This window comes from Candidatus Hydrogenedentota bacterium, assembly GCA_012523015.1.
In the GTDB taxonomy this organism is placed as follows: Bacteria; Hydrogenedentota; Hydrogenedentia; order Hydrogenedentales; family CAITNO01; genus JAAYBJ01.
Window position 1 is genome coordinate 1 of record JAAYJI010000327.1, and the last position, 16,983, is coordinate 16,983.

Here is a 16,983-nt window from a genome sequence, read left to right on the forward strand (position 1 = left end):
CGTATTCATATTAAACTGGATATTATGCCGGACAAGGCCTTCCGTCCTTGGATTGTATTCTTGCACATTATCAAGGGTAAATGCAATTTTAAATCCGTCTCAAACCAAGGCGAGACAGCACTTTTCTAGGGGCAGTATTTTAGAATGGGTGACCCACTAGGGCGCGATAAATCTCGCCCCTACAGGGGATGCGTCAAAGCGTGGTTGCGGGGTGTTGCGGCGATCCGGGTATAGCGCAAGAAGTAGGGATTGCGCCGCCGCCTGCTCCGCCATCGACAGTTAGGGTCATGGACGAAAACCCTAAACGTTGCGAAACGATCAAAGCCTTTGCGGAACCCTGCGAAATGAAATGTCGCGTCCTATTGGGTTCCCAACTGGAAAGTTGGGAACCAGCGGGTCTTGTCCATTCTGTCCATTTCGTCCATGTTGTCAGTGTTGGGCGGGCGGCCCCATAGAATCCTCATAAACCACTCTTTTTCCGTCATTTCTATAGCCTAGACCGTAAAGTTGCGCTTGTACATTCAAACACCTTGTGTTGTGTTTTCGTTTATGATATACTCTGTTTCAACACTATATATTGGGTATAGAGGAATTTGGTGTGAATGGATTGCGACGAAAAGTTCATTTTGTTGGCGTTGGTGGCATCGGCATGAGCGGCCTCGCCGAGATCCTCTTGAATCTCGGTTATGAAGTCAGCGGATCCGATACACAGGCGTCGGGCATCACCACGCGTTTACAACGCTACGGCCTTGATTTTAAAGAAGGTCATGACCCGTCACACGTGGGCGATGCGGGTATCGTTGTCATGTCCGCCGCCATTCCAGCAGATAATGTTGAGATTGTCCATGCCCGGGAACGGGGCATCCCCGTGATCCATCGCAGCGATCTCTTAGCCGATTTGATGCGTCTTAAACCCAATGCGGTGGTCGTTGGCGGGACCCACGGCAAGACCACAACGACCTCCATGATCAGTGCTTTTCTCGATGGCGCCAATCTCGGCGCGACCACCATTGTAGGCGGTATCCTTCAACGGAGCGGCACCAATGCGCGTTGGGGTACGGGCGACTATTTGGTGGCGGAAGCCGATGAACATGACGGCTCCTTTTTACGCTTACATCCCACCATCGCCGTGGTCACAAATATTGATGCCGAGCATTTGGAATACTATGGAACCATTGACCGCATCAAGCGCGCCTTTGTTGACTTTTGCAATACGACGCCTTTCTACGGCTACTCCATCCTTTGCGGCGACGATGCCCATTGTCGGGATATCCTTCCTGAAATCGAGAGTGTCACGCTGACCTACGGACTGGGCGATGATGTTTCGTTGCAGGCTGTACGCGTGCAGCGCAGCGGCCATGACGGGCAGCGTTCCTACGGTCATCGCTTGGCAGATATGAAGACGAGTTTTGAAGTGGTCTGTCACGATGCGCGTTTGGCGCCTGTGGGAGCTTTGGGATCGTTGGAGGTGAATACCATCGGCGAGCATAATATCCAAAATGCGCTGGGCGCTTGTGCCGTTGGCTTGTGTCTGGGCATCCGCTTCCCCACGATTGCCGACGGGCTGCGCAGCTTTGGCGGCGTACGTCGTCGCATGCAGCTCTGCGGCGAGGAGAAGGGTGTCGTGGTTATTGAAGACTACGCCCATCATCCCACGGAAATTACCCACACCCTTGAGGCGTCGCGCTGGATGGACGCGAAGCGTATCATCTGCGTGTTCCAACCCCATCTCTACAGCCGCACCAAATTTTTCTGTGATGAATTTGCCGCCGCCTTGGCGTTGGCCGACCGCACGTTGGTGACGGACATTTATCCTTCCCGTGAAGCGCCCATGCCCGGTGTGGATGCGGGTCTCATCGTGGATGCCGCCCACAAGCTGGGCGCGCGCCATGTGGAGTTGGTGGGCGCAATGGAGGGGATTCCGGAACTGTTGGTTCCCGATCTGGAATCGGGCGATGTAGTCTTGATTTTAGGCGCAGGCAATATCAATCGTATTGCGCAACCGTTGTTAAGCCATTTAAAATCAACCTAGGGAGGAACTTGATGCTATGATCTGGAAAAAGTCTTCATCGCAACGGGGCGCTGCCAAAGGCAAGGTTAAGAATCGTGGGGCAAAGCGCTCCGGTCGATGGGTGGGCTATCTGGGGGCTGTCGCCATCATCGGTGTTTTTTACTACGTCACTTCGTCGCCTTCCTTTTCTGTACAAGAGATTAGTTTTGACCAATTGAATTGGCTGAACGAAGCAGATATACAGCGGGATTCAGGCATTACGGTTGACGACAACATCTTTTTTCTTGATGCCGAGGCAGTTCAAAGGCGCCTGGAAGCGCTTCCCTATGTGAAGCACTGTGCCGTTGAAAAAATGTTTCGTTATCGTAAAGTGTATCTTAGGATTGACGAGCGTCGGCCCATTGCAACGGTTATGGTCAACAACCATTTATTTGAGATCGATCAAGACCAATTTGTATTACGTGAGCTGTCTCCTTTTTCGTTTCATACGGATCCGCTGATCACGAACCTTCCCAATCTTTTCGCCTTGGAAATCGGCAAGCCCATTGAAAGCGTTGAGCTAGGCGAAGCGCTGAAATTGTGGGGTTTGTTCAAGGCTTTGCCTTTTGCTAAAGACCTGACCTTGTCGGAATTGTCTGCGGAAAGCCACGACTCGCTTTGCATGTATTTTGAAGAATTACCTTATGAGCTACGTTGGGGCCGTGCCGACTTCGAAGCCCAAATCGAGAACTTGGCCATTCTTTGGGACGAAAAAAACGGCTTTATCCCCTGTGATTATTATCTCGATCTTCGTTTCGAGAACCTTTTACCGTGTTATTAGCAGCATTAATCTTTATTAGGCGTAAGCGCCGGAGGGCATGTTATGGATTCTTTTGAAGAACGAGAGAGTTTTGATAAAGGTGCAGTGATCAAGGTGTGTGGAGTTGGCGGCGGCGGCGGCAATGCCGTTAATCGCATGATTGAAGCGGGTATGACCAATGTGGATTTTATCGCGATCAATACGGATGCCATGGATTTGAAAAGCTCCTTGGCTGCGACGCGTCTGCAGATCGGATGGGGCCGCGGTTTGGGAGCGGGCGCCAAGCCTGAAGTGGGGCGCCAGTCCTGCGAAGATGATCGGGAACGGGTGCGCGGCGTCTTGGAAGGTGCCGATATGGTGTTCCTCGCTGCCGGTCTGGGCGGCGGGACGGGCACCGGCGCATCGCCTATCGTGGCGGAAGAGGCGGCCGCGGCGGGGGCACTTGTTGTCGCCATTGTAACGCTTCCTTTCAGTTATGAGGGTAAAGAGCGCATGGACAATGCGCTGGCCGGTCTGGAAGAACTGGAAGAGCATGTGGACTCCCTGATTGTTGTGCCCAACGACCGCATCGCCTATCTAAGCGATAAAGACACGCGTTTTATTGATTCTTTCCGCAAAGGGGATGAAGTGCTCCATGATGGGGTTCGCGCCATTTCGCAGCTGATCACGGAGCCGGGATTGATTAACGTAGACTTTGCCGATGTGCGTACGGTGATGGAAGCGCGCGGCCGTGCACTCATGGGCATTGGCGTGGCGGAGGGCAACGATCGCGCCTTGCGTGCGGCGCAAGAAGCGATCACCTGTCCGTTGCTTGAGCAGTCTACGATTGAAGGAGCCCAAGGCGTGATTATCAACGTTCGGGGCGGCGAAGATTTGCGTACCGTAGAAGTGAACAACGCGAATGAATTTATTATGCACAGCATCGGCAATGAGGCGAAGATTGTTGCAGGCACCATGATTGATAAGGACGATCGTCCTGAAGTTCAAATTACGGTGATTGCTGCGGGCTTCCCGAAACGGGATCCTTCTGAATATACGAAGCCCCGGCGCATGTCTGAGGCCGTGAAACAAAGCCTTAATCCTACGCCCCTCGTTATTGAGAAAGCGGCTCCGGTCAGCGAAGCAGCGAAACCGTCGTCCTTAATGCCGGAAATCAATACGAGACCGGAAACAGCGCCGATAAGTGCCGCGCCCAAGCGCGTTATGCCGAATAAACCTAAGCCGGAAAAGAGCGTGTCCGGTCAAAAAGAACTGCCTTTAGGCGTGCCCATGCCTGCGGAAGTGCCGGAAAAAGAAGAAGTGAATTTGTCGATCCCTGCTTTTTTACGGCGGGCCATGAACAAAAAATAAGGGCATCGGCTGCGGTGGTGTTGCCGCGCCATTTTGCGTGCCCATGCCCATGCCGCCGTATAAGAGTCCTTTGTGGATCATTTTGCAATACCGTGAAGGAGAATAACTAAGGTTTCTGTCTAGCGTCAGGGCTAGTCTACAGGGTACAATAGTATGCTTGGAAGCGCAGCGCCATTAAAAACGGGTTGGCACGGGAATAAGCGTCCGTGATAAACTAGCGTCAATTGATTTAGTGCTGCGCTGTGAGCGTGTTTTCTGCAAGAGGATTGCAAGATCATGAGCTTTTTAAAAAAACTTATTCCGGGCTTGGGCACCACTCCCAAGAGCAAACAGATTCATCGCAACACCCATCATGAAGACAATGATTTGGAATTTTCCCATGTGGGCCCTTATAAGATCATTGCGCCCATAGGCAGCGGCGGTATGGGTACGGTATATAAGGCCTTGGATCCGGTCCGCGACGTTACGGTGGCGATTAAAATTTTGGATCGCCGCTATGACTTGGATAAGAAACGTGCCAAGCGTGATTATTTGCGGCGCGAGATCATCATTGCTGCGTCTCTGAATCATCCCACCATCATTAAGATGGATAAGGACATTATGATTCAGGAAGACAACGACGGCAACCTGCGGCGCTGCTTGGTTATGGAATATATTGACGGTTATAACTTGAAACATTTCATTGATAACCGAATTTTGACGATGAAACAAATGACGAGTATTATTGTGTGCCTCTGTGAAGGACTCGATTTCCTGCATCAAAATGGCGTGGTTCACCGAGATATTAAGCCGGCGAACTTCTTGTTTTCGCGCGACGGTAAACAGATCAAAATCGTGGACTTTGGGCTTTCTAAAACGACGAGTAATTGGCGTATGCGCTGGGCGAAAGAAGTGGGAGGCACGCGCCTCTACATGTCGCCCGAACAGCTGCGCAAAAAAAGCCTAGACCACCGCTCCGATATTTTCTCTTTCGGTATTACGATGTTTGAACTTTTTTCGGGCCGCCATCCCTGCAGCGGGAAGTCGACCAAAGAGATCCAGAAGCAAATTCTGAGTTCTTCTTATAAATGGCCGCGGCCCTCTTCGGTGAATGCGGAAATTCCCACGCAAATGGATAAGGTTGTTTTGAAATGTCTGAGACGGGACATCACCCGACGCTATCAATCTTGTACGGAATTACTGCTGGATCTAACACGGGTTACAGATTCAAGGATTTAACATGAAAAAGATCTATTTTGGCAAAAAGAAAAAATCAGAACCGCGTTTAGCGTTGATTGTAGGCGTAGTTGCGCTGCTTTTTATTCTCATTCTCGTGGGTCCCTATCTCTACGCCCGTTCGCGAAGCGTATTGCCCGCCCTTGGTGCCGCATCCAAACACAGTATGGAAGAGCAGCTGCAAGAAGCGAACGAATATTTCAATAGCACCGCTTACGATGAGGCTGAGAAAATACTGAAGCCCCTGTTGAACGGCAGAGACGCCGTGTTCACGCCCCGCGCGATCCTCTTGCAGGCAGCCATTGAAAATAAACGGGATAACCAAGAGAGCGCCCTTGAGCTGTTATCAAAGGCTTGCGAGACTTTCGCGGGCAGCCCCGAATTTCCCGCCTTGAATGTGGAGAAAGGGCGGCAGTATGAGCGGATGGGTCAGCAGGATGAGGCACAGCAGATTTATGAATCCGTCCGCGACAACGCGGCGCCCGAACAGCAGGCAGCGGCTACGGCAGGCTTGGGCAGGCTCGCCGAGAAATCCGGCAACAAACAGGAAGCCCGCGATCTGTACCGGGACGCCTTGCCCCGACTGAGCATTGGCACCGCCCAATGGGATGAGGTTGCCGATGATCTTGGCAGGCTTAATGTGGAATTAATCTTTTCGCCGCAAGAGACTTCGGACAGCCGTTTCTATTCGGTAGAAAAAGGCGATTCGCTCATCTCCATCGGCATCAAACTGAATACGACGCAGGGCCTGTTGATGACGGCGAACAACATAACGGATCCGTCGAAACTTCATTTGGGTCAGCGGCTCAAATATACGCCCAAAGACTTTTATATCATTATTGAACGAAGCACCTGCAATCTCTACCTCTTCGACTCCCATGGCTTTTTCAAGCGCTACAAAGTGGGGCTGGGCAAACCGGGACATGAGACTACGCTGGGCAGCTATGTCATCGGCAACAAACAAAAAGATCCCGTGTGGTTTAAACCGGGAGCCGGCGCCATTGATGCAGGTTCGGAAGACAACGAATTGGGAACACGCTGGATGCCGCTGGTGCCGACGAAAGAAGGACTGCCCACAGATCTCGGTATCCACGGCACGGTTGCACCGGAAACGGTGGGCTTCTATTCTTCCAAAGGCTGTGCGCGCATGGAAAACGAAAAGGTGGAAGAGCTCTTCGATTTGGTGGTGCGCTCCACGCCGGTGGACATTGTTGAGAGCCTCGCCGATCGGGATAAGGACGTGCAAGAAGAGGCGCATCCTTTGCCGGCAGCTGAAGCGGTGCCCGTTCTTTCTGAGGAAAGCGCTGCTGCGCCTGAGCCGCTGGAGCCCATCGATCCGCCCGCGGATCTTTAATCAGGCAGATGAGAGCGCATAAGATGCCACGGCATTCGGTCTCCTTAAGAAACCACGAACAAATATTTTTTATAGTGCGATTTTATCTTCGAGGAACTTCATCAGAAGTGTACATTGGGCTGTCTACATCGCTCCGCTCTGTGTGGATAAGCTGACCTGACTATCCTTCCGAATTGTAGATAGCACACAAGATTGGTTCTTTTACATCATGAATAGGTCCATCGCTGTTGTCATGTTGCACGGTGCTTGCAACATGTTTTGTAAATTCTGTATTAACGACCATCAGCTCCAGTCTTTTTCTAAAGAGGAATATGTAGAGCTGGTGGACGACCTCGCCGAAGAGGGCTTTAAGAATATTGTCATTGGCGGCGGGGAACCCTTTACCTGGCGTCATGGTCTTCGCTTTGCGGCGACTGCCGCGAAGGCGCGCGGATTTTATGTGCAGGTGGGCACCAACGGCATTTTGATGCCTTCCGACAATAGCTTCGCCGGTGTGGTGGACCGCTTTGTGCTCCCTTTGGACAGTGCCGACGGGGAAGAACATGATTGTCTGCGCACGGACATTCCGGGCACAGGCAGCCATCACCGCCTTATTCTGGAGCGCCTCGAAGAGCTGCGCCAATGGGACTATTCCGTGACCGTGTCCACCGTGGTCTCTCAGCTTACCTTCAGGAACCTCCTTTCTTTAGGCGACCTTCTGGCCGATTATGTAGGCAAGGGGGGGAGGCTCCATGCCTGGCATTTGTACCGTTTCATTCCGCGGGGGCGCGGCGGCGCGCAGATGTTGGAGCTTTTAAATATTTCGCGGGAAGACTATAACAGCGCGGCGCGGACCGTTTTGGCGCAGCAATATCCCATTATTGTGTATCGGCCCCCCTACATGCGCCATTCCCGAATGGTTGACTTTTTTTGGAAAGAAGCAGATCGTCTTCGTATCGGCAGCAAAGAATGGAGCCGCCAGCACGAAACACTCCCTTTATCTGCTAAAAAGAGATAAAATAAAGGATAACTTTGGGAATATTTTAAATATTCGCCATCGTTACCACAGTGTGGTACTGTGTTTATTTTCATTCACTCAAAACAAAGTATAGCTTAACTAACTCCCATAGGAGAAATATTTCTCATGACAGTTCAAAATGCGTCGGTGACAATTGATGAAGAACGAATTCACCATATCCTGGAAAATACGGTTGAGGATAGGGTGCACGTACGCGAGGTTCTTCAAAAATCCTTGGAGCTGAAAGGGCTGGAAGATTCAGATGTGCCCATATTGATGGCGATCCAATCGCCTGATTTGTTGGAAGAGTTGTTTCATACAGCGCGCCAAGCGAAGCTGGAGATTTACGGGCGTCGTATTGTGCTCTTTGCGCCGCTCTATGTTTCCAACCTCTGTTCGAATGACTGCACTTATTGCGCCTTTCGCCGCGCCAATAAAGAGGTGAAGCGCCGTGCTCTGCGTCAAGATGAAGTGGCGAATGAAACCAAGATTATTTTGGATCAAGGACACAAACGCATTCTCCTTGTTGCGGGCGAGTCGTATCCCAACGAGGGGATCAACTATATTTTCGATTGTATCGACACGATCTATGATATGAAGACGGAGTGGGGCGAAATACGGCGGGTCAACGTGAATATTGCGCCCCTTACGCTGGAGGAGTTTCAAGAACTGAAACTGCGTCGTATCGGTACTTATCAGCTCTTCCAAGAGACCTATCACCGCGACACCTATAAGAAAGTGCATATTGCGGGTAAGAAACGGGATTTCGATTGGCGCATCACCGCTATGGACCGCGCCATGGCCGCAGGAATCGATGATGTGGGTATTGGCGCGCTTTTCGGTCTCTACGATTGGCGTTTTGAGATGCTCGCGCTGCTGCAGCATATTGCCCATTTGGTGAAGCACTTTGGAATTGGCCCGCATACGATCAGCGTGCCGCGCATTGAGCCTGCCGTAGGCTCCGATTTATCACTTCATCCGCCCATCCCGGTGACGGATCTCGAATTCAAGAAACTCGTCGCCATCCTGCGCCTAACCGTTCCTTACACGGGGATTATCATGTCCACCCGTGAGACGCCGGAGATGCGCCATGAAACGTTGGCGCTCGGTGTGTCTCAGATCTCTGCGGGCAGCCGAACGAATCCGGGCGGATACAACGAAGATGAACAATTCGATACGAGCCAATTTTCTTTGGGCGATCATCGTAATCTGGATGAAGTGGTTGCGGATATTACGAGTATGGGCTATATCCCGTCCTTTTGTACGGGCTGCTACCGTATGAAGCGGACCGGCAAAGATTTCATGGACCTTGCCAAACCGGGCCTGATCAAAAATTATTGTGATGTAAACGCCTTGAGTACCTTCGCCGAATTTCTGGAACACTATGCCTCAGCAGAGACCAAAGAGTCGGGTGATGCCCTGGTTGATTCCATATTAGAGGAGATGCCGGCAGCGCGCCGCGAACGTGCCGAAAAGCTTGTGAAGGGTGTACGTGCAGGCGGCCGCGACCTTTATGTATAATAGCCGTGATACGTGTTAAATCCTATGATTGGCCGCAACGGATCCCGCTTGGCGGGAACAAACGAACGGGAAGGGAAGTACTATAAGTAAACATCTTATTTTCGGTGTCCACATCCAAAACCGCGGTGAAAATGCCTTGCGTGTGCAGCAGGTATTGACCGAATACGGTTGTTTTATCAAGACCCGCTTGGGACTGCATGAAGTGGACGAGAACTTTTGTTCAACGGGCGGGATCCTGATTCTGGAGATGTTCGGCGATCTAGAGAAATGCGTTGAAATGCGCGATAAGCTGAAGGTCATCGATGGCATCGACGTCAAAGAAATGAATTTCAATCACGATTGATGCTGCCCCTAAGCTAAAATGGATCGGTAAAAAAATAAGCGCCGGAAGCGAAAACTCCCGGCGCTTTTTTAATGTAGATAGCGTTATTTTTCGTCGTCGTCTTTTTCCGGCGCGTCGGTGATCAGGCATTCCATGGTAATCATCATGCCCGCCACACTGACGGCGTTTTGCATGGCGTAGCGAATCACTTTGGCAGGATCAATGATACCCGCTTTCACCAAGTCTTCCATTTCACCGGATTCTGCGTTGAAACCGATGTTTCCTTTGGTTTCAAGAACGTTATTGATCGCAACGCCGCCTTCCAGACCCGCGTTGACGGCGATCTGGGCGAGGGGCTGCATCATGGCAGCGGCAAGAACATTCGCGCCGGTTTTCTCGTCGCCCGAAAGTTCCAAAGCCTTTACCTTTGCGGCTGCACGGAGCAGGGGCACGCCGCCGCCTGCAACGATGCCTTCTTCAATAGCGGCACGGGTCGCGTTAAGGGCGTCATCGGCACGGTCTTTCTTCTCTTTCAGTTCGATTTCGCTGGCTGCGCCAATCTGAATGACTGCAACACCGCCGGCAAGTTTGGCAAGGCGTTCCTGTAATTTTTCGCGGTCATAATCAGAAGTGGATGTTTCGATACCTTTACGGAGCTGATCGATACGGCCTTTGATGTCTTTCTTTTTACCGCCCCCTTGGATGATGGTAGTATTATCTTTGGTAATTTCGACCCGTTTCGCCGTGCCCAGCTGGCTCAGTTCCAGGTTTTCCAGTTTCATACCCAGATCTTCGCTGAGGAATTGACCGCCCGTTAAAATGGCGAGGTCACGCAAGATTTCTTTGCGCCGATCGCCAAAAGCGGGGGCTTTAATGGCGGCTACGTTAAGAATGCCGCGCAGACGGTTTACAACGAGGGTCGCCAGCGCTTCGCCTTCCAAGTCTTCGGCAATGATAAGCAGCGGTTTGCTCGCTTGCGCAATCTTCTGCAAGAGGGGAAGCAATTCGCGGATGGCGCTAATTTTCTTTTCATAACACAGGATATAGGCGTCTTCCAGGTTCACACGCATATTTTCGCGGTCATTGACAAAATGAGGGGACAGATAGCCGCGGTCAAACTGCATGCCATCGACAAGCTCAATTTCCGTGTCAAAGGATTTGCCTTCTTCAATGGTGATAACGCCGTCTTCGCCCACTTGTTCAATTGCGTTGGCAATGATATCGCCAATCGTCGTATCGCCGTTGGCGGATACGGTGGCGACCTGACGGACTTCGTCGTGGTTTTTGATTTTTTTAGCCATGGCGCCGATGGCGTCTAAAGCGGCTGCCAAACCTTTTTCCATGCCTCGTTTGAGGTGGGCAGGATTGGCGCCGGCAGTCACTTGACGCAGACCGTTTTCTACCAAACTCTGCACTAGAACCGTAGCCGTCGTGGTACCGTCTCCGGCGAGGTCGTTGGTTTTGCTCGCCGCCTGACGAACCATGCGCGCTCCCATATTTTCATAAGGATCTTCGACTTCCACTTCCTTGGCTACGGTCACGCCGTCTTTCGTAATTTTCGGAGCGCCAAAAGACCGCTCTAAAAGTACATTGCGGCCCCGTGGTCCGAGGGTGGTTTTGACTGCGTCGGCAAGTTGATTTACGCCGTTGAGCAGTGCCAGCCGGGCTTCATGATCAAACAACAGTTGCTTTGCCATAATACACTTCTCCTTCATATGGGCAAATACCAGGTTTAGGGAACATTCAATATAACACGCCCATTTGAGACATTGGGCGGGGTGTTAGCACTCGACCATAGGGAGTGCTAACAGAATGGTATCACATTGACCCTGCAATGTCAAATAAAGCAGCGATTTCGAAAGCGAAAAAGGGCCGTGTAGCGGGAATGACCACCAAGACGCCCGATGTTAGGATCATAGGGGCGTTGCTCAGTTTAACGCCGACCCAAGTCTATGTCATCATGGACCATCCGTCAATATAAACGCTAAAAAAAGAGGATGAAGACTTTCTATGCGCTATGAAGGTGTTGTTTATCGGCCGCCCAGTGAGGCGGCTTCCCTGGTCATCCAAGCCACGGTGGGCTGTCCCCACAATGCCTGTACCTTTTGTTGCATGTATCAAGATCGGCGTTTTCGGGCGCGGCCCCATGCTGAAATTGTGGAGGACTTGGATCAGGCACTCATCCGCTATGGCCCCGGTATACGCACGATCTTTTTGGCCGACGGCAATTCTGCTGTCTTGAGCACCGAGCGTATGATTGCGATCGCTGCCGCTGCCCGTGCCAGGTTCCCTCATCTAGAGCGCATTACGGTCTATGGAAGCGCGAAATTTCTGATCAAGAAAAGCCAAGCCGAATGGCGCGAAATCGCCGAAGCAGGCATTAGCCGTATCCATTCGGGGCTGGAATCGGGTGATCCGGAAACCCTTGCCGCCATTAATAAAGGCGTGACGCCGGAGGAGGCGGTGACGGCGTACAGGCACGTGATGGATGCCGGTGTAGAATTGTCCGTCTACCTGATGATTGGCATTGCCGGTTTGGAGCGGTGGCAGGAGCATGCGCGGGGCAGTGCTGCCGTGTTAAACGCCGCGCCGCCCGATTTCTTGCGCTTGCGTACCTACGTGCCCATGCCGGATACGGCGTGGTATGAGCAGTGGCGCAAGGGGGCGCTCACCTTGTTGTCTGCCCATGACGCGCTGCGTGAAACGCGGCTTCTTGTGGAAGCTTTGGACGGTCCCACCCGGCTCCTATCTGATCATGTCAGTAATTTTCTTGATGTGCAGGGGCAACTTCCCGAAGATAAAGCGGCGATGCTCGCCTATATTGAGGCTGCTTTAGGCTGGCCTTTAAATCGCTTTCGGCCACCCACAGAAAGCCTTATAGGCCTTGGTCTTTAACGAAGGGGTCGGAAAGTGTGCCCGTATGCCTCCATTCATGAGGGAGAAAAAAGAATAACCCTCCAACCGTGGGGCGGGAGGGTTATGGCAGGCTTCAGCTTCAGCGTGAAAGGCGGCTTATTCGCATAGCGCTTTCAGCAGTTCGATTCGGGTGGCGCGGAAAGCTTCCACATCTGTATTGTATTTATCAAAGTCGAGGATATGTTTGGTTGCTAATTCTTTTGCTTTCTCAGGCGCCGCTTCCGCCAGTCGGCACAGCAGCTCATGATCGGCCACGCCGTCGCGCATAGCCTCCCAGCGGATGGAATCCAATGGCCCGTCATGACCCGGATAAACGATCCAAGCATCGCCGGCGGGGAGATAGGGGGGACCGGCGTGGGCGGGCGTGGCATGGGTATAGGGGCTTTCTGCGTACCAACGGTTGTAGCCCCAATGGAGATAGCCCGTAGCGCCATAGACGAAGTTGATCCAGTGGAGTAATCGGGTTTTCATGAGGGGCTGCTCAATGAAGCGGTTCGCATATTCGCCCTGTGGGAAGACGCACGTATAGAACCAGACTTCATCGCCGGCGGCTTGTCGTTCCAGGTAATGGTCGTAACTGTCATGGTAATAGTTGAGCTGGGGCACCCAGATGTCAATGGCGCCTACCAAATCTTTGTTGTGATTGGCTTCCACGGTTTTTAGTTCGGGCCCATAGTCGCGCACCAATTGCGCCAAGTCTTTATAACTGCCCATATTCAGTTCCGTCGGTTCATCGGCGAGATGCTGCATATAACAGTCCAGCCATCCCCGTTCTTTCAAGTGGGCGGTGAGGGCAGGTAAAAAGCGGCTGTAGAAGTTTCTTGCCTCGTCGCTATTGGGATCAACCCGTTCTGCCACAATCTTCCCGTCTTTAACGCTGCGGATAGTGGCGGCAAACTGAGAGTTCCAGTCTCCTTTTCTGCCGCCGATATGACCGCCTTCAATGCGGCCGATGACGCCCTCTTCAATAAAAATCGAAACCCATCGGTCAAAGTCGGAGAAATCAAATTGTATTTCCCCTTGATCGTCAAGACTGTAGACGGTTAGGGAGAGGGGAGAGATGAGCGCCACATTCTGGCGATGTTCCGCCATATTACGGGCATAGCGCCGGAGCAAGGCATAATATTCTTCCGAACCTGATTCCGGCTGAATGTCCATGTGCCGGGCGTGCATGCCAAACCAGTTCGTCACCCACAGGCGCGTGCAGTCCAAGGTCACGGGATACACGATGAGAGTGATGGGAAGGGTCACCGTTTCAATATCCTTGCCTTGCCACACTTGCAGCGTGATTACAGCGCTGTAGGTGCCTGCCGGCGCATCCAAGGGCACTTCCGTCGTGATCCAGATCGGCTGCCAAAGATGGGCGCTTAGGGGAATGTCTTCCCGCTCAAAGAGGATGTCGGGATAGTCTGCCGGCGGTTTGCGCAATTGATCTTGCGAAGGCTTTTGGGTGGGCCGGTCTACATTCAAAAAACCGACATAGCGCAGGCGGCTTGATGCCGTTAAAGGCGTACCGTCCTCATGAATCCAAGGGCTGACGGCGCAGCTGAAACGATCGGCCGGTTCCGTGATCTTGAAGACCGTCTGAAAGGTGGCCGTTTCGCCCCGGGCAACATGTTCTTCGCTATGTTCCGGGCCCGAGGGTTCTATATCGCGAAACACTTTAACAAGAGGATCAACAGTGCGCACGCTAAGGATGCCGTCTGCGCCCATCGCGATAAGAGACCAAGAACACAGTGCTGCGGTAACCACGATTACGAGACGAATTCTCATGAATACGATCCTTTCACTTTCCTTGTTCGCTATTGTTACGGGTGCGCTTGGCTCGGCTCATGGGAATCAACGCCGAGCCCGGCGCTATAGATATAGTGTAAGGAAGCCGGTCCCACTTTGAGCCGGTCCTTACATAGATAACGATCTAAAGACCTATACCGTCCGTTAACGGCAGAACGTGTTTTACGGCTATTTTAATTTGAATAGTGCCAGGGCAGCGAAACTCAAGCCCAATAGGAGCCAGTCGGCTAAAAAGCGTTTCAGCGTGGTGGCGGGATGGTCGATACTCTTGGAATTGCGGCATCCAAAAATGCCGCGGCTTCCGGTAGTGTCCTCAGTCGGACGGGGCCCGCGAACAGGCTGCATTTGACCCGGTTCTATTATCGTACGGTCAAAATATTCACCTTCATCTACACAATCGATTACATCTTCAGCCTCGGTGGAAATCTCGCCTTCAGCAGGAGTTTCACCTTCGACAAGAATCTCGCCTTCGACAGGAGTCTCACCTTCGACTGGAATCTCGCCTTCGGCAGGAGTCTCACCTTCGACTGGAATCTCGCCTTCGGCAGGAGTCTCACCTTCACTCACAAATTCGCCTTCGTACTCATCTTCACCTCCGCCGTCGCAGATATGAACAAGCATGGGCACAATTTCAGTTTGCCAGAAGAGTTCTAAATCGTCTCCATAAGGGGCGAGACGGCTGCCCAGCGTTTTTCCGTTCCAATCGGAATCAGGCTTCAAGAGGGCAATACCTTCGAAATCTACACCAAATTCAGGTATTGCTATATTTTCGACATTATCGAGAAGTGTTTTTGTTTTGTCGAGGATCTTGTCAATTGTTTCTTCCGCATCAGGAACAAGGATCTTGAGTTGATCCCAATCCATAGCCAGTAATTCTTTTGCTTTTTCAAAGCGGACGAACCACTCATTCTGGAAAATCCGCTCTACATGACTTGCGTCTTCAAGGGCGGCCATGGCTGCGCCCAATTTAACCGTGAGATTGGGCTTCGTCAACTCGTCGGCAAAAGAGCTGCACAGTGTTGACGCGGCAGTACCCATTTGGGCCGCATAGCTGCTCATTCGAAGGGTCGCTTTTTTCAAGAAGACCGCCAGATCATCAAAAGTTTTGCCAACCCAATCGGCCGGTATCGTGCCGCCAAAGAGTTCCGGAGGCAGCATTTCACTGCCCTGTTCCGACGCCATGATATCGGCAATTTCATCCAGTGCATCAACCAATTTAAGGAGGAGCGTTTCCAGATCTTTACTGCACAGATCTTCCTCATCCAAGAAATAGGCTATATCTTCAATGAGGTATAGAGCCGATTCAACATTTATTTCCCAGGTGTTTTGAAGGGCTTCCTCATCAATAAAGGGCAGTATCGTACATTCATCCTGATTCAAACACAGCAATTTTGCCAATATGCCCAGTTGTACGTGATCCTTGATGCCATCGGTATTGATATCCCATGCGTAGTAGTCATGGAATCGCGTATACCCATTGTTTTTGTCTATGGTCCTGATCGCTTGCGCAACAGCTTTGCCGGCAACATTAAAGATTAATTCACCGGTAGTCCCATCGGTAAAGTCCGGGCAATAGTCTCCCGGTACAGGCTCTTCACCTTCTCCTTCGCCTTCACCTTCGGCAGGCTCTTCGCCCTCGCCTTCGCCCTCGCCTTCACCTTCGGCAGGCTCTTCGCCTTCACCCTCACCTTCGCCTTCACCTTCGCCTTCACCTTCACCTTCACCTTCGGCAGGCTCTTCGCCCTCGCCTTCGCCTTCGCCTTCGCCTTCGGCAGGTTCTTCGCCTTCGACAGGCTCTTCGCCTTCGATAGGCTCTTCACCTTCGCCTTCGACAGGCTCTTCGCCTTCACCCTCGGCAGGCACCTCACCTTCGCCTTCGACAGGCTCTTCGCCTTCACCCTCGGCAGGCTCCTCACCTTCTTCTTCGCCTTCACAAATATCAATGAACATAGAAACAATTTCGGTCTGCCAGAACAGTTCTAAATCGTTTCCGTAGGGTTCCAGGCGCTCTGCCAGTGTTTTTCCATCCCAATCATAATCGGGCTTCAATGCGTCAATACCATCAAAGTCTATGCCGAATTCGGGGATTTCGATACGCTCTAAATTGTCTAGGAGAGTTTCTGTTTTCGCAAGGATCTTGTCAATGGTTTCTTCCGCATCGGGAAGCAGCATCTTCAGTTGATCCCAATCCATAGCGAGCAGTTCTTTGGCTTTTTCAAAGCGGACGAACCACGGGTGATTGAGAATCCAATCCACATGGGCTTGGTCTTCGAGCGCCGCAACGGCTGCGCCCAGTTTGACGCTAAGATTTGGGTTGGTCAACTCATCAGCAAAAGAACCACAGAGCGTTGAAGCGGCACTGTCAATTTGTGCGGCATAGTTGCGTACCTGCAGGCTATCCTTTTTCAAGAATACTGCCAGATCATCATAGGTTTTACCGACCCAATCTGCGGGTACCGTGCCGCCGAAGAGTTCGGGAGGCAAGAGTTCAGTGCCATGGGCTGCCGTCATGGTATCAGCAATTTCATCGATAGCATCAACCAACTTAATGATCAGCGCTTCCATGTCTCTATTGCAAAGATCTTCTTCATCCAGGAAGGCGGCAAGATCTTCAATAAGCCTTTGCGCGGCCGCTACATTCATTTCCCAAATTGCTTCAATCTTTTCAACATCCACAATTTCCGAGGGCAATGTGATGCAGGGA

General features: G+C 51.8%; 13 protein-coding genes and 1 pseudogene. 11 read left to right on the forward strand and 3 right to left on the reverse strand.

Annotation, left to right across the window (positions count from 1 at the left end; genetic code table 11):
* Positions 1-200 precede the first annotated feature (200 nt).
* The 9 genes from GX117_14320 (at position 201) to GX117_14360 (ending at position 9,590) form a co-directional block, all read left to right on the forward strand.
* Positions 201-455 (forward strand): hypothetical protein, encoded by a 255-nt coding sequence (locus GX117_14320; GenBank protein NLO34506.1) that lies wholly within the window; start codon positions 201-203, stop codon positions 453-455.
* Positions 456-598: 143 nt separating this feature from the next.
* Entirely contained in the window at positions 599-2,032 is a 1,434-nt protein-coding gene (locus tag GX117_14325; protein NLO34507.1) for a UDP-N-acetylmuramate--L-alanine ligase, read from the forward strand.
* Between the two features lie 16 nt (positions 2,033-2,048).
* A complete protein-coding gene (locus GX117_14330; GenBank protein ID NLO34508.1) occupies positions 2,049-2,831 on the forward strand; it encodes an FtsQ-type POTRA domain-containing protein in 783 nt (260 codons plus the stop codon).
* 42 nt (positions 2,832-2,873) lie between these two features.
* Positions 2,874-4,160: a cell division protein FtsZ gene (gene ftsZ, locus GX117_14335; protein ID NLO34509.1), complete on the forward strand. Its 1,287-nt coding sequence runs from the start codon at positions 2,874-2,876 to the stop codon at positions 4,158-4,160.
* A gap of 276 nt (positions 4,161-4,436) precedes the next feature.
* On the forward strand, positions 4,437-5,378 hold the full coding sequence (locus GX117_14340; GenBank protein NLO34510.1) for a serine/threonine protein kinase: 942 nt from the start codon (positions 4,437-4,439) through the stop codon (positions 5,376-5,378).
* A gap of 1 nt (position 5,379) precedes the next feature.
* The gene (locus tag GX117_14345) at positions 5,380-6,729 is read left to right on the forward strand and encodes a L,D-transpeptidase family protein (GenBank protein ID NLO34511.1); all 1,350 of its coding nucleotides are present in this window, start codon (positions 5,380-5,382) and stop codon (positions 6,727-6,729) included.
* A 253-nt stretch (positions 6,730-6,982) separates the two neighbouring features.
* The gene (locus GX117_14350; protein ID NLO34512.1) at positions 6,983-7,726 is read left to right on the forward strand and encodes a radical SAM protein; all 744 of its coding nucleotides are present in this window, start codon (positions 6,983-6,985) and stop codon (positions 7,724-7,726) included.
* 126 nt (positions 7,727-7,852) lie between these two features.
* Complete coding sequence (gene hydG / locus GX117_14355; protein ID NLO34513.1) at positions 7,853-9,247, forward strand: [FeFe] hydrogenase H-cluster radical SAM maturase HydG; 1,395 nt, start codon at positions 7,853-7,855, stop codon at positions 9,245-9,247.
* A gap of 82 nt (positions 9,248-9,329) precedes the next feature.
* On the forward strand, positions 9,330-9,590 hold the full coding sequence (locus GX117_14360; GenBank protein ID NLO34514.1) for a hypothetical protein: 261 nt from the start codon (positions 9,330-9,332) through the stop codon (positions 9,588-9,590).
* 83 nt (positions 9,591-9,673) lie between these two features.
* Here GX117_14360 and groL read toward each other — a convergent pair whose 3' ends face one another.
* On the reverse strand, positions 9,674-11,269 hold the full coding sequence (gene groL, locus GX117_14365; GenBank protein NLO34515.1) for a chaperonin GroEL: 1,596 nt from the start codon (positions 11,267-11,269) through the stop codon (positions 9,674-9,676).
* Positions 11,270-11,403: 134 nt separating this feature from the next.
* Here groL and GX117_14370 point away from each other — a divergent pair, with 134 nt between their 5' ends.
* Both GX117_14370 and GX117_14375 read left to right on the forward strand, forming a co-directional pair.
* The gene (locus GX117_14370; protein ID NLO34516.1) at positions 11,404-11,550 is read left to right on the forward strand and encodes a hypothetical protein; all 147 of its coding nucleotides are present in this window, start codon (positions 11,404-11,406) and stop codon (positions 11,548-11,550) included.
* Positions 11,551-11,579: 29 nt separating this feature from the next.
* A complete protein-coding gene (locus GX117_14375; GenBank protein NLO34517.1) occupies positions 11,580-12,464 on the forward strand; it encodes a radical SAM protein in 885 nt (294 codons plus the stop codon).
* 117 nt (positions 12,465-12,581) lie between these two features.
* On the opposite strand, the gene GX117_14380 is transcribed toward GX117_14375, so the two are convergent.
* Positions 12,582-14,258 carry a DUF4091 domain-containing protein gene (locus tag GX117_14380; GenBank protein NLO34518.1) on the reverse strand — a complete coding sequence of 559 codons (1,677 nt, stop codon included), beginning with the start codon at positions 14,256-14,258 and terminating at the stop codon, positions 12,582-12,584.
* Positions 14,259-15,899: 1,641 nt separating this feature from the next.
* Positions 15,900-16,151: pseudogene (locus GX117_14385) on the reverse strand (hypothetical protein).
* Positions 16,152-16,983: the final 832 nt, after the last annotated feature.